This window comes from Paraburkholderia caballeronis (assembly GCF_900104845.1).
GTDB classification, from domain to species: Bacteria; Pseudomonadota; Gammaproteobacteria; order Burkholderiales; family Burkholderiaceae; genus Paraburkholderia; species Paraburkholderia caballeronis.
On record NZ_FNSR01000001.1, the window covers coordinates 3109462 to 3122177 of the forward strand.

Consider the following 12716-nt stretch of genomic DNA (forward strand, 5'->3'; position numbering starts at 1 on the left):
GCGACGAGGTTGCTGGCGCATCGACGGATGGACGTGTTCACGTATCTAGTCAGGAGTTGCACCATGTACAAAAAGACCTCGCGCTTTCTCGCCGTTGCCGCCACCTCTCTCGCGCTGTCGATCGGCGCCGCGCATGCGCAGACGCCGCCGAAGGGTGGCTCCGGCGGCCCCGGCGGCTGGCACGGCCACATGATGAAGGAAATGCAGCAACTGCATGCGAAGCTGAACCTGAACGCGGATCAGGAAAAGCAGTGGCAGGCCGCGCTGACCACGATGAAGCAGAACCGCGAAGCTGCGCGCGCGAACCACAAGCAGATGAAGGAGCAGTTCGACTCGCTGAAGAACCAGCCGATCCTCGACCTGAACGCGCTGCACGCCGCGCACCAGCGCGTCGAGCAGCAGGACGCGCAGCTGCGCGAGCAGACCTCCAGCGCATGGCTCGCGTTCTACAACGGCCTGAACGACCAGCAGAAAACGACCGTCAGCAACGCGCTGAAGGCCCGCTTCGCGAAGATGGAACAGCGCCGCGAGAAGATGCGCGAACACTGGCAGCAGCATCGCGGCGCGGCGTCCGCGCCGGCCGCGCAGCAGTAACGCGGCCGAGGCCGTGCGGGCGGCGCGTCGCAGTCCGCACGGCGTTATCCGGGATCAACGAGCGGGGCCACGGAATCTCCGTGGCCCCGCTCTTCTTTGTCGCTCCGCAAGTGCGAAGCGGCAAACCCGATCACGCGACGTCGAACAGCAGCACTTCCGCGCGGTCGCCGCGTTCGAGCGTCACCGCGTCCTCGGCCTCGATCGTCGCCGCGTCGCCCGCGCGCAGCGCCTCGCCGTTGACATCCAGCGCGCCGCGCGCGACGTGCACATACACGCGCCGCCCCGCCGGCACCGCGTATTGCACGCGCTCGTCGCCGTCGATCAACGCCGCATGGATCGACGCGTCCGCGCGCACCGTCACCGAGCCGTCGCGGCCGTCCGGCGACGCGATGATCCGCAGCCGCCCGCGCCTGTCGTCGTCGCTGAAACGCTTTTCCTCGTAGCCCGGCGCGCCGCCGCGCTCGACCGGCAACAGCCAGATCTGCAGCAGATGGACTTCGTCGTCGCGCGACGCGTTGAACTCGCTGTGCATCACGCCGGTCCCGGCGCTCATCCGCTGCACGTCGCCCGGGCGGATCGTCGAGCCGTTGCCCATGCTGTCGCGATGCGCGAGCGCGCCGTCGAGCACGTACGTGACGATCTCCATGTCGCGATGGCCGTGCGCACCGAAGCCGCGGCCGCCCGCGATCCGGTCGTCGTTCAGCACGCGCAGCGCGCCGTACTGCATCTGCGACGGATCGTGATAGTCGGCAAACGAAAAGCTGTGGAACGTGTCGAGCCAGCCGTGATGGGCATGGCCGCGCGTGTCGGCGCGACGAATGGCGAGCATGGGGTTCTCTCCGGTAGATGAATATCGAGGCTCGTAAATGAGGACGGCGCGCCCGCGCGACAACCGCGGCTGCCGCACCGGATCGTTCCGCGCGCGGCGTCAATCGGCTTCGTCGCCTGGCCCGAAGCCCCGAAACGTCGGCCCCTGCCCGCCCGCGAACGGGGGGCCAGGCGCCGCCGTCCCCGTCCCGCCACAACTTCGGCCGCCGAACTGGCGCGCCCCCCGGCTTCGGGTAAAATACCGCGCTTTTCAGCCCCCGTCGCCCGGGCGACGCGTTCCGCGCGTCGGCATCGGACGCATCGGACGCGCCGGGCGATCGCCGTTCGACGCTCCGCGCCGAACGAAAAAAGCCGACTCCGGTCCCGGGTCGACCGGACGAGAACCGGACCACAACCGGACGACCCGCTTTTTTGATCGCCTAGAATGGCGGCGGCCGGCCATGAGCCGGCGCCGTTCGCGGGCTGTCCGCCGCGATCCGGCCGTATCAGCAGGAGCAAGATGAAGAAGTTCGCATTGTGCGTGGCGCTCGCGATGCTCGCGACCGGCGCCGCCGCAAAGGATTGGAAAACCGTGCGCATCGGCGTCGATGCCAGTTACCCGCCGTTCGAGTCGAAGGCGCCGGACGGCCGGATCGTCGGCTTCGACGTCGATCTGACGAAGGCGCTGTGCGAACGGATGAACATGAAGTGCGTGTGGGTCGAGCAGGATCTGGATGGCATCATCCCGGCGCTGAAGGCCCGCAAGTTCGACGCGATCGTGTCGTCGCTGACCGTCACCGGCCAGCGCCGCCGTCAGATCGACTTCTCGGACCGGATGTTCGACGCGCCCGCGCGGATGATCGCGAAGGCCGGCTCGCCGCTGCTGCCGACGCCCGCGTCGCTGAAGGGCAAACGCGTCGGCGTCGAGCAGGGCTCGACCCAGGAGAGCTACGCGAAGGCGCACTGGGAGCCGGCCGGCGTGGCCGTCGTGTCGTACCAGAACCAGGACCAGGTGTACGCGGACCTGATCTCGGGCCGCCTCGACGCCACTTTGCAGGACGAGGCGCAGGCGGACTTCGGCTTCCTGAAGACGCCGCGCGGCCAAGGTTTCGCGTGGGCCGGCCCGGAAGTCGAGGACCCGAAGACGATCGGCGAAGGCACCGCGATCGGCCTGCGCAACGAAGACGGAGACCTGAAGGCGAAGTTCAACGCGGCGCTCGCATCGATCCACCAGGACGGCACGTTCGACCGGATCGCGAAACGCTACTTCGACTTCGACATTTATAAAGGCAAATAAGTAGCGCAGACGAAGCCAACGGAAACGGAGAACACGCGCCCGGGGCAGTCACCGATGGGACGCCCGCGGGCTTCGTAATAAAGTCGATCCGAAGCGTCGAACCCGGCCCGGCTCGACCGGAGAACGACATCGAACCGCACGCAGTCCCGCCGGCAACGGCATGCGCGGGCGGCCCCGGCAAGACCGGGCGGCGCGCCGCAGCGACGGCCGCTTGCCCACCGGCGCACACGGCCGCGGCGCATCGCTTGAGCGCGGCCCACGCGACGCCCATCGTCAAGGACCACCTATGCTTCTTCAAGGCTACGGCCCGCTGATCCTCGCCGGCACCTGGCAGACCGTCAAGCTCGCGGTGCTGTCGCTCGCGCTGTCGTTCGCGCTCGGGCTGATCGGCGCGGCGGCGAAGCTGTCGAAAAACCGCTTCAGCAACGGCGCCGGCACCGTGTACACGACGCTGATCCGCGGCGTGCCCGACCTCGTGCTGATGCTGCTGCTGTTCTACAGCATCCAGATCTGGCTGAACGACCTGACCGACCTGCTCGGCTGGGACCAGATCGACATCGACCCGTTCGTCGCCGGCGTGATCGTGCTCGGCTTCATCTACGGCGCGTACTTCACCGAGACGTTCCGCGGCGCGTTCCTCGCGGTGCCGCGCGGCCAGCTCGAAGCGGGCCACGCGTACGGGATGACCAACTGGCAGGTGTTCACGCGAATCATGTTCCCGCAGATGATGCGCTTCGCGCTGCCCGGCATCGGCAACAACTGGCAGGTGCTGGTGAAGTCGACCGCGCTGGTGTCGATCATCGGCCTCGCGGACATCGTGAAGGCGACCCAGGACGCCGGCAAGGGCACGCTGCAGTTCTTCTTCTTCACGCTGCTGGCCGGCGCGATCTATCTGGTCATCACGACGGTGTCGAACTTCGTGCTGATCTATCTCGACCGGCGCTACTCGACCGGCGTGCGCAAGGCGGATCTCTAAAGGCCCACTCATGCAAGACCTGATCCAGCTGATCCAGCAATACTGGCGCAACTATCTGTACACCGACGGCTACCACTTCACCGGCGTCGCGATCACGCTGTGGCTGCTCGTGGTGTCGATCGGCCTCGGCTTCTGCCTGTCGGTGCCGCTCGCGGTCGCGCGGGTGTCGAAGAAGAAGTGGTTATCCGGCCTCGTGTGGCTGTACACGTACATCTTCCGCGGCACCCCGCTCTACGTGCAGTTGCTGATCGCGTACACCGGGCTCTACAGCCTGGAGATCATCCGCAATCACGAACTGACCAGCGCGTTTTTCCGCAGCGGCATGAACTGCACGCTGCTCGCGTTCACGCTGAACACCTGCGCGTACACGACCGAAATCTTCGCCGGCGCGATCAAGGCGACGCCGTACGGCGAGATCGAGGCCGCGCGCGCATACGGGATGTCGCCGTTCACGCTGTACCGGCGCGTGATCCTGCCGTCCGCGCTGCGCCGCGCGCTGCCGTACTACAGCAACGAAGTCATCCTGATGCTGCACGCGACGACCGTCGCGTTCACCGCGACCGTGCCGGACATCCTGAAGATCGCGCGCGACGTGAACTCCGCGACGTATCAGTCGTTCGGCGCGTTCGGCATCGCGGCCATCCTTTACCTGTTCATTTCTTTCACGCTCGTGTGGCTGTTCCGCTGCGCGGAGCGCCGCTGGCTCGCGTATCTGCGGCCGCTCGGCAAGTGAGCCTCCGAGGAACCTGATGAATTCGCAGAAGCAGAAACTTTTCGTCGACTCCCTGCACAAGCAGTACGGCGACCACGAAGTGCTCAAGGGCGTGTCGCTGCGGGCCAACGCCGGCGACGTGATCAGCGTGATCGGCTCGTCCGGCTCCGGCAAGAGCACGATGCTGCGTTGCATCAACTTCCTGGAGCAGCCGAATTCGGGGCGCATCTTCGTCGACGGCGAAGAGGTTCGCACGCTGTCCGACGTCCGTTCAGGCGCGCTGCGCGTCGCCGATCCGAAGCAGTTGCAGCGGGTGCGCACCAAGCTCGCGATGGTGTTCCAGCACTTCAACCTGTGGGCGCACATGACGGTGCTGGAGAACGTGATCGAGGCGCCGGTGCATGTGCTCGGCATCCCGCGCCGCGAAGCCGAGGACCGCGCGCGCACCTACCTCGAAAAGGTCGGCCTCGCGCCGCGCGTCGAGAAGCAGTATCCGTCGCACCTGTCGGGCGGCCAGCAGCAGCGCGTCGCGATCGCGCGCGCGCTCGCGATGCATCCGGACGTGATGCTGTTCGACGAGCCGACGTCCGCGCTCGATCCCGAACTCGTCGGCGAAGTGCTGAAGGTGATGCAGACGCTCGCCGAGGAAGGCCGCACGATGATCGTCGTCACGCACGAGATGGCGTTCGCGCGCAACGTGTCGAATCACGTGATGTTCCTGCATCAGGGACGCGTCGAGGAAGAAGGCAATCCGGCCGACGTGTTCGGCAATCCGCGCAGCGAGCGGCTCCGCCAGTTCCTGTCCGGCAGCCTCAAATAACGCGAAATCGGCCGGGCGGCCGGCGGACGCGCCGGCCTGTTCGCGGATGTAGTGAATGTAGTCTTACAAGGCGCTTTCCGCGCCTTTTCTTTTGTCCGCTCTGCGCCTTTTTCGAGGGCTTTTCGGGCCGTGCAACGCGGCCTCAAGGGCGCAAAAAACGCCCTTTTTGCCCTACTCCCAACCGTTTTTGACGTCAATAGTGGCAATCCTGAACGTTGCCCTGCGGGATCCGTGTGTCCCTTGTCCCACAAGGATTTACGCCGCGTCCGGAGGGTGCGCGAGGACACACAGGAGGCCGGCATATTGCAATTTGACGACACCCGCCCGCGCCGACGCCAATTAGTTCTCCCACATCTGACCTTTTTTGCTAAATTAGTAACCAAAGTAGCAAAACAAAGTTCATTAAAAGTAGTTTCACTTCAAAAAGAACGGGAGACGAGAGTCCAACAGGGGGATGCGCGACAACGAGCGGCCAGTTGTCTGGCTGCATCGTCCCCGGCATCCCCAGGTACGCTCCGTTGCGGATCCGGTTTTCGTTCGCGGCGCCTGACAACGCACGCGAACGTCTTTCGCAGTACCAGGGTACGACTTTTTTTGACAGGGTCATGGAGGAGAAGATGAAGAAAGCTTTGCTCGCCGCGGCATTGATGTCGGCCGGCGTAATCGCGCATGCGCAGAGCAGCGTGACGCTGTACGGCCGCCTCGATGCCGGCCTGGAGTACATCAACGGCTTGCCGACCGGCGTCGGTCCGAACGGCCAGGCGACCGGCAGCTCGCACCACTTCGCGGCCGAGAGCGGCGACTGGGGCACCAGCCTGTGGGGCTTGAAGGGCGTCGAGGACCTGGGCGGCGGCAACAAGGCGGTCTTCCAGCTCGAAGGCAGCTTCAACACGATGTCGGGCCAGGGCCCGGGCGGCGGCGGTCTCTTCAATCGCTGGGCGACCGTGGGTCTCGCGAACGACAGCTACGGTACGCTGCTGCTGGGCCGCGAACTGTTCATCGCGAACGGCGTGTGGGACTTCGATCCGTTCGGCCAGTCGAACTGGTCGTCGGCGTCGCTGGTCCGCGGCCGCAACTGGTCGCAGTCGAGCAACAACATTTCGTACCAGTCGCCGAAGTTCTACGGCTTCGACGTGTACGGCCAGTACTCGCTGTCGAACTCGACCAACTGGAACGGCAACGGCACGACGCCGCAAGGCCGCCAGGGCGGTCTGCAACTGACGTACACCAGCTCGCTGTTCCAGGTTCGCGGTATCTATGACGAAATCCGCAACCCGTCGAACGGCCTGCTCGGCGGCGCCTACGATCCGAACGACGGCAGCACGATCCTCGGCGGCAACGGCAACGGCAATGGCGTGTACGCGTATTCGCGCGAATACTCCGCGTTGCTCAACGTGTTCCTCGGACCGTTCAAGGTGCAGGGCGCGTATCAGGCGATCCGTTCGTCGGGCATGACGGGCGCGCTGCCCGGCCAGCCGACCACGCTCGACCACTTCTGGGGCGGCGTGACGTGGCAGGCAACGCCGGCGGCCGCGGCGATCGCGGCCGTTTATCACGTGAACGGCAACAACGGGGCGGGTAATGCGACGATCTACACGATCGGCGGCTCGTACAACCTGTCGAAGCGCACGCTGCTCGACATCCAGATCGCGACCGTGCAGAACAGCAAGGGCGCGAACTACGGCCTGAACGCGAACAACTTCGGCGACGCCTCCTCGACGGGCAACCCGCTGCCGGGTCACAGCCAGACGGGCGTTTATGCCGGTATCCAGCACTCGTTCTAACCACGCGCGAGTGTAATCAGAACAGCTTTACAACGTTTTCACGCTGCTGCGAGAGGCGCGTATCGGTGCGATGTCCGCAAGGGTATCGCACCGTTTTTTATTGATGCGGCCGGTTTATCCGGCTGGCCGGCGCGGGAATTACACCGCGGCTTCGTTCTCTTCGCCGGTGCGGATGCGGATCACCCGCTCCACGTCGGTCACGAAAATCTTGCCGTCGCCGATCTTGCCGGTGCGCGCCGCGCCGATGATCGCGTCGATCACCTGGTCGGCCTGATCGCTCGCGACCACCACTTCGATCTTCACCTTCGGCAGGAAATCGACCACGTATTCGGCGCCCCGATACAGCTCGGTGTGGCCCTTCTGGCGGCCGAAGCCCTTCACTTCGGTGACCGTCAGCCCGGTGAGGCCGACTTCCGCGAGCGCCTCGCGCACTTCGTCCAGCTTGAAGGGTTTGATCACGGCAGTAATGCGTTTCATGGCGTTCCTCGTCTCGTATCAGATGGTCTAAAAAGTTGCGGCTGTTCCGTCGATTCTACGCCACACACGCATGCGGCCTGCCCAGCTCATGCGTGTTGCGCGTCGCCGTCCGGCACCTCGGCGAGCGCGTCGAGCCACACCGTCGCTTCCGAATCGCTCGGCGCGCGCCAGTCGCCGCGCGGCGACAGCGACCCGCCGGTGCCGACCTTCGGCGCGTTCGGGATGCACGAACGCTTGAACTGGCTCTGCCGGAAAAAGCGGTCGAGGAAGATCCCGAGGTTGCGCTTGATCGCCGCGAGGCCGTACTGGTTGCGCACGACCTTCGCGTTCTCCGGCCACGCGCCGGTCTCGCGGTCGCCCCACGCGTGCAGCGCGAGGAACGCGACCTTGGTCGGCGAAAAGCCGAAACGCAGCGTGTAGTACAGGTTGAAGTCCTGCAGTTCGTATGGCCCGATCACGCTCTCGGTCTTCTGCTCCGGCGCGCCGTTCGCCTTGCCGGGGATCAGCTCCGGGCTGATGTCGGTGTCGAGGATCGCTTCGAGCACGTCCGAGCCGCTCGTGCCGATCTGCCCGGTCTCCGCGACCCAGCGCACCAGATGCGTGATCAGCGTCTTCGGCACGCTCGCGTTCACGTTGTAATGCGACATGTGATCGCCGACGCCGTACGTGCACCAGCCGAGCGCGAGTTCGCTCAGGTCGCCGGTGCCGATCACGATCGCATGGTTGAAGTTCGCGAGCCGGAACAGATGGTTCGTGCGCTCGCCGGCCTGCACGTTCTCGAACGTGACGTCGTAGACTTCCTGCCCTTCGTGATACGGATGGCCGAGGTCCTTCAGCATCTGCAGGCAGCTCGGGCGGATGTCGATTTCCGATGCGCTGCACCCGACCACGTCCATCAACTGCCGCGCCTGGCGCAGCGTGCGTTCGCTGGTCGCGAAGCCCGGCATCGTATAAGCGAGGATGTTCGCGCGCGGCAACCCGAGCCGGTCCATCGCCTTCGCGCAGACGAGCAGCGCATGCGTCGAATCGAGACCGCCCGACACGCCGATCACCACCTTCTTGATCCCGCTCGACGACAGCCGCTGCACCAGCGCCTGCACCTGGATGTTGTAGACCTCGTTGCAGCGTTCGTCGCGCCGCTTCGGATCGGCCGGCACATACGGGAACCGTTCGACGCGCCGCGCGAGCGGCAGCTTCTCCGCACCCGACGGCTCGACGTCGCAACGGAGCACGCGGAACTTCGCGACTTCGTCCGCGTGGCGGCGGATCGAATCGCCGAACGTCGTCTGCCGCACGCGCTCCTGCGACAGCCGCTCCAGATCGACGTCCGCGAAAATGAGGTGCGAGTCGTCGAGGAAGCGTTCCGACTGCGCGAGCAGTTCGCCGTTCTCGTAGACGAGCGCCTGGCCGTCCCATGCGAGATCGGTCGACGATTCGCCCTTGCCCGCCGACGTGTACAGATACGCGGCGAGGCAGCGCGCCGATTGCTGCGACACCAGTTGATGCCGATAACCGGCCTTGCCGACCACGACGTTCGACGCGGACAGATTCACGAGCACCGACGCGCCCGCGAGCGCCGCGAACGACGACGGCGGCACCGGCACCCATACGTCCTCGCAGATCTCGACGTGAAAGCGCAGCGACTCGATCGCCGGCACGTCGAACAGCAGCGACGCGCCGAACGGCACGTCGCTGCCGCCGATCCGCACCGAGTCCGCCGATGCGCTCGCGGCCGGGCTGAACTGGCGCGCCTCGTAGAACTCGCCGTAGTTCGGCAGATAACTCTTCGGCACGATGCCGACGACCCGCCCGCCCGCGACGACCGCCGCGCAGTTGAACAGCGTATGGCCGACGCGCACCGGCAGTCCGACGATCATCGCGAGCGGCAGCGATGACGACGCGGCCGCGATCGCCATCAGCGCGCGCTCGCACGCTTCGAGCAGCGCGTTCTGATGAAACAGGTCGTCGCACGTGTAGGCGGACAGGCCGAGTTCGGGGAACGCGACGAGCACCGCGCCGTGGTCCGCGGCTTCGCGCGCGAGCGCGAGCGTCTGCTCTGCGTTGAATGCCGGATCGGCGACGCGGCAGCGCGGCACGCCGACCGCCACGCGCGCGAAGCCGTGCGAATAAAGATTGAAGAAGCGCTCTTTCATGTGATTAACCTTGACGCGCACGCCGCGCGGGTTCACTGCCGGGTCGGTTCACCATCGCGGTCCGCCGTCGTGGTGCGCCGCACTCGCGCGCGGCGTTTGCATTACCATGACGTTCGCCGGGTTCGTCGGCCTGCGCCTGGCCTACGCTCGGCCTACGCGATATGCACACGCATCCATCGATGCCCGCGCCGCGATCGAACCGGCACACGCAACAGACAAACGCAACGCGCGCACGCACGTAACCGGACCACGCAGATTGAATCAGGAACGTTTCGATTATCGCACGGGCATTCTCGGCTCACCGGCCGAGGTGGACGCCGCCGAATGGAACGCGCTGCTCGCCCGCCAGGGGCAGCCGACGCCGTTCCTGCGCCACGAATTCCTGGCGGCGCTGCACGACACGCGCTGCGCGACGCCGGATGCCGGCTGGGCGCCGCAGTTCGTCACGCTGACCGACGAGCGCACCGGCCGGCTCGCGGCGGCCGCGCCTGTCTATCTGAAAGGCCACTCGTACGGCGAATACGTGTTCGACTGGGCCTGGGCCGACGCGTACAAGCGCAACGGCCTCGACTACTATCCGAAGCTGCTGTGCGCGGTGCCGTTCACGCCCGTCCAGGGCACGCGGCTGATCGCGGAGGACGAGATCGCGCGCCGCCATCTCGCGGCGACGCTCGTCGCGTTCGCGGAGCAGGCGGACGTGTCGTCGCTGCACGTGCTGTTTCCGACCGCCGACGACGCGGCCGCGCTGACCGGCCTCGGAATGATGCAGCGCGAAGGCGTGCAGTTCCACTGGCTCAACGACGGTTATCGCGACTTCGACGAGTTCCTGTCCACGCTCGAACAGAAGAAGCGCAAGAACATCCGCGCGGAGCGGCGCAAGGTGCGGGAAGCCGGCGTCACGCTGCGCCGCGTGCGCGGCGAGGACATCCGCGACGAGGACTGGCGCTTCTTCAGCCGCTGCTACCGGCAGACGTATCGCGAGCACTATTCGAGCCCGTACCTGAACCTCGACTTCTTCCGGTCGATCGGCGCGTCGATGCCGGAGAACCTGCTGCTGGTGATCGCCGAATACGAGGGCAAGCCGATTGCAAGCTCGCTCGTCGTCTATCAGCGCGACGAGAACGGCGGCGGCACGCTGTATGGCCGCTACTGGGGCGCGCTCGAACATGTGCCGTGCCTGCACTTCGAGACCGCGTATTACCAGCCGCTCGAATTCTGCATCGAGGAGAAACTCGCGGTGTTCGAAGGCGGCGCGCAGGGCGAGCACAAGATGGCGCGCGGGTTCATGCCGACCGTCACGCGCTCGACGCACTGGCTCGCGCATCCGGCGTTCTCGGATGCGGTCGCGCGTTTCCTCGAAAGCGAGACGAACCATATCCACTCGTACATGCACGAACTGAACGAGCACAATCCGTTTCGCGACCCGGACCATCGCGACCCATGACGCGCCATCGTGTGGGACACTGGCGCCCTCTCCTCCGTTTCCCCCGCTGAGCCTTTTCGACCCATGGCGTGGCATCTGTACCTGCTCGAATGCGAAGACCGCAGCATCTACACCGGCATCGCGACCGACGTCGCCGCGCGCTTCGCGCAGCACGCGAACGGCACCGGCGCGCGCTACACGCGCTCGCGCAAGCCGCAGCGGGTGCTCGCATCGTTCGAACTCGCGGACCGCGCGAGCGCGTCGCGCGCCGAATACTGGGTCAAGCGGCTCGCGCCGCGCGACAAGCGCGCGCTCGCGGCCGGCCTGCTGACGCTCGATTCGATCGTGCCGCCACGCGCGGCCGAACCGCCCGAACCGGGTGACGACACCGCCGCGCCGCAAGCCGATCCGCCCGCGACGATCGCCGCAGCATGAAAAAACCGCGCGGCCGTGAAACGGCTCGCGCGGTTCTGGCCGCGGAAGGCGTCGAGCCGTCCGCGCGCAATGCATGCGTCACGCTTACTTCTTGAAGTTCGCGATGCCTTCGGTGATTTCCTTGTGCGCGGCGTCGATGCCCGCCCAGCCTTCGACCTTCACCCACTTGCCCTTTTCGAGCGACTTGTACTGCTCGAAGAAGTGCTTGATCTGGTCTTTCAGATATTCGGGCACGTCGTCGATCGACTTGATGCCGGCCGTCATCGGGCAGACCTTGTCGTGCGGCACCGCGACCAGCTTCGCGTCGACGCCCGACTCGTCGGTCATCTGCAGCATGCCGACCGCGCGCGCGCGCACGACCGAGCCGGCGAGCAGCGGGAACGGCGTGATCACGAGTACGTCGACCGGGTCGCCGTCACCGGACAGCGTCTGCGGGATGAAGCCGTAGTTCACCGGATAACGCATGCCCGTGCCGATGAAACGGTCGACGACGAGCAGGCCCAGTTCCTTGTCGGCCTCGTACTTCACCGGATCGCTTTGCGCCGGAATCTCGATGATCACATTGAAGTCTTGCGGCAGATCCTTGCCGGCGGGGACGTTGCTGAAGCTCATGAGCGCTCTCTGGTCGGAAAAGAAGCCGGCAACCCGCGCCTGACGGAAGCATCAGGCGGCGCGCCGGCGGGCCGTGCGCGCCGAAGCGGACTCCGGACGATTGAGGATGCGCCATTATAGCCAATCGGTCCCGACGGACCGACGTTCGGCGGTGCGGGGCGGGCGGCGGCGGGCGTTCCGGCGGGGCCGGGCTGCTGAAACGCCCGTGACGGCGCGTGCCCGGTCAGCCGACCAGGCGACGATCTAGCGGACTGCACCGCGAGCCCGTCGCGCCGCCGGTCGCCATCCGCCCCGCGCCGTCGGGCGCGCTTCAGGTCACCTGGCAACGCCTCCAGCGCCTGCGTCCCTCCACATTGCCCCTCATGGCGCTCAACCGGCGAATGGCGCGATGCGTGAACCCGGTGCTCGGCGACACGGGGCTCACGGCCGAATTCACGGGTGCGGCCAATACGCCGGAGAACCGCGAGCGTGTGATCGCGGGCATTGCGCCCGGCCGCTTTTCCCCGCCGCAGGACATCGCGAACGCGTGCCTGTATCTCGCGTCCGACGACGGTGCATCGTTCATCACCGGCGTATGCCTGGAAGTGGACGGCGGACGCTGCACATGAACGCATAAGCGAACCCGG

12 protein-coding genes and 1 pseudogene are annotated in these 12716 nt (G+C 66.2%); 9 read left to right on the forward strand and 4 right to left on the reverse strand.

Annotated elements, in window-relative coordinates:
* The first annotated feature begins 63 nt into the window (after positions 1–63).
* Positions 64–594: a Spy/CpxP family protein refolding chaperone gene (locus BLV92_RS13885; protein ID WP_090545774.1), complete on the forward strand. Its 531-nt coding sequence runs from the start codon at positions 64–66 to the stop codon at positions 592–594.
* A 130-nt stretch (positions 595–724) separates the two neighbouring features.
* On the opposite strand, the gene BLV92_RS13890 is transcribed toward BLV92_RS13885, so the two are convergent.
* Positions 725–1423: a pirin family protein gene (locus BLV92_RS13890; RefSeq protein ID WP_090545776.1), complete on the reverse strand. Its 699-nt coding sequence runs from the start codon at positions 1421–1423 to the stop codon at positions 725–727.
* 498 nt (positions 1424–1921) lie between these two features.
* Here BLV92_RS13890 and BLV92_RS13895 point away from each other — a divergent pair, with 498 nt between their 5' ends.
* The 5 genes from BLV92_RS13895 to BLV92_RS13915 all read left to right on the forward strand — a co-directional run bounded on the left by BLV92_RS13895 (position 1922) and on the right by BLV92_RS13915 (position 6990).
* On the forward strand, positions 1922–2698 hold the full coding sequence (locus BLV92_RS13895; protein ID WP_090545778.1) for an ABC transporter substrate-binding protein: 777 nt from the start codon (positions 1922–1924) through the stop codon (positions 2696–2698).
* Positions 2699–2984: 286 nt separating this feature from the next.
* Positions 2985–3674, forward strand: a complete 690-nt coding sequence (locus BLV92_RS13900) for an ABC transporter permease (protein ID WP_090545779.1) — start codon at positions 2985–2987, stop codon at positions 3672–3674.
* A gap of 19 nt (positions 3675–3693) precedes the next feature.
* The gene (locus BLV92_RS13905; RefSeq protein WP_090547084.1) at positions 3694–4407 is read left to right on the forward strand and encodes an ABC transporter permease; all 714 of its coding nucleotides are present in this window, start codon (positions 3694–3696) and stop codon (positions 4405–4407) included.
* A 16-nt stretch (positions 4408–4423) separates the two neighbouring features.
* A complete protein-coding gene (locus tag BLV92_RS13910; protein WP_090545781.1) occupies positions 4424–5206 on the forward strand; it encodes an ABC transporter ATP-binding protein in 783 nt (260 codons plus the stop codon).
* A gap of 617 nt (positions 5207–5823) precedes the next feature.
* Positions 5824–6990 (forward strand): porin, encoded by a 1167-nt coding sequence (locus tag BLV92_RS13915; RefSeq protein WP_090547086.1) that lies wholly within the window; start codon positions 5824–5826, stop codon positions 6988–6990.
* Between the two features lie 138 nt (positions 6991–7128).
* Here the strand turns inward: BLV92_RS13915 and BLV92_RS13920 are convergent, their stop codons facing one another.
* Positions 7129–7467 carry a P-II family nitrogen regulator gene (locus BLV92_RS13920; RefSeq protein ID WP_028207721.1) on the reverse strand — a complete coding sequence of 113 codons (339 nt, stop codon included), beginning with the start codon at positions 7465–7467 and terminating at the stop codon, positions 7129–7131.
* An 86-nt stretch (positions 7468–7553) separates the two neighbouring features.
* Positions 7554–9620, reverse strand: a complete 2067-nt coding sequence (locus BLV92_RS13925) for an NAD(+) synthase (RefSeq protein WP_090547087.1) — start codon at positions 9618–9620, stop codon at positions 7554–7556.
* Between the two features lie 256 nt (positions 9621–9876).
* On the opposite strand from BLV92_RS13925, the gene BLV92_RS13930 reads away from it, so the two are divergent.
* A complete protein-coding gene (locus tag BLV92_RS13930; protein WP_090545783.1) occupies positions 9877–11064 on the forward strand; it encodes a GNAT family N-acetyltransferase in 1188 nt (395 codons plus the stop codon).
* Between the two features lie 63 nt (positions 11065–11127).
* Positions 11128–11478, forward strand: a complete 351-nt coding sequence (locus BLV92_RS13935; protein ID WP_090545785.1) for a GIY-YIG nuclease family protein — start codon at positions 11128–11130, stop codon at positions 11476–11478.
* Between the two features lie 84 nt (positions 11479–11562).
* Here BLV92_RS13935 and ppa read toward each other — a convergent pair whose 3' ends face one another.
* A complete protein-coding gene (gene ppa, locus BLV92_RS13940; RefSeq protein WP_090545787.1) occupies positions 11563–12090 on the reverse strand; it encodes an inorganic diphosphatase in 528 nt (175 codons plus the stop codon).
* 383 nt (positions 12091–12473) lie between these two features.
* On the opposite strand from ppa, the pseudogene BLV92_RS13945 reads away from it, so the two are divergent.
* Positions 12474–12698: pseudogene (locus tag BLV92_RS13945) on the forward strand (SDR family oxidoreductase); the annotation flags it as partial.
* Positions 12699–12716 lie beyond the last annotated feature (18 nt).

Bases quoted from the DNA above. Each gene is read 5' to 3' on its own strand.
- BLV92_RS13920 (WP_028207721.1), bottom strand. From the start codon at position 7,467: ATGAAACGCATTACTGCCGTGATCAAACCCTTCAAGCTGGACGAAGTG.
- ppa (WP_090545787.1), bottom strand. From the start codon at position 12,090: ATGAGCTTCAGCAACGTCCCCGCCGGCAAGGATCTGCCGCAAGACTTC.
- BLV92_RS13900 (WP_090545779.1), top strand. From the start codon at position 2,985: ATGCTTCTTCAAGGCTACGGCCCGCTGATCCTCGCCGGCACCTGGCAG.
- BLV92_RS13915 (WP_090547086.1), top strand. From the start codon at position 5,824: ATGAAGAAAGCTTTGCTCGCCGCGGCATTGATGTCGGCCGGCGTAATC.
- BLV92_RS13910 (WP_090545781.1), top strand. From the start codon at position 4,424: ATGAATTCGCAGAAGCAGAAACTTTTCGTCGACTCCCTGCACAAGCAG.
- BLV92_RS13925 (WP_090547087.1), bottom strand. From the start codon at position 9,620: ATGAAAGAGCGCTTCTTCAATCTTTATTCGCACGGCTTCGCGCGCGTG.
- BLV92_RS13935 (WP_090545785.1), top strand. From the start codon at position 11,128: ATGGCGTGGCATCTGTACCTGCTCGAATGCGAAGACCGCAGCATCTAC.
- BLV92_RS13885 (WP_090545774.1), top strand. From the start codon at position 64: ATGTACAAAAAGACCTCGCGCTTTCTCGCCGTTGCCGCCACCTCTCTC.
- BLV92_RS13895 (WP_090545778.1), top strand. From the start codon at position 1,922: ATGAAGAAGTTCGCATTGTGCGTGGCGCTCGCGATGCTCGCGACCGGC.
- BLV92_RS13890 (WP_090545776.1), bottom strand. From the start codon at position 1,423: ATGCTCGCCATTCGTCGCGCCGACACGCGCGGCCATGCCCATCACGGC.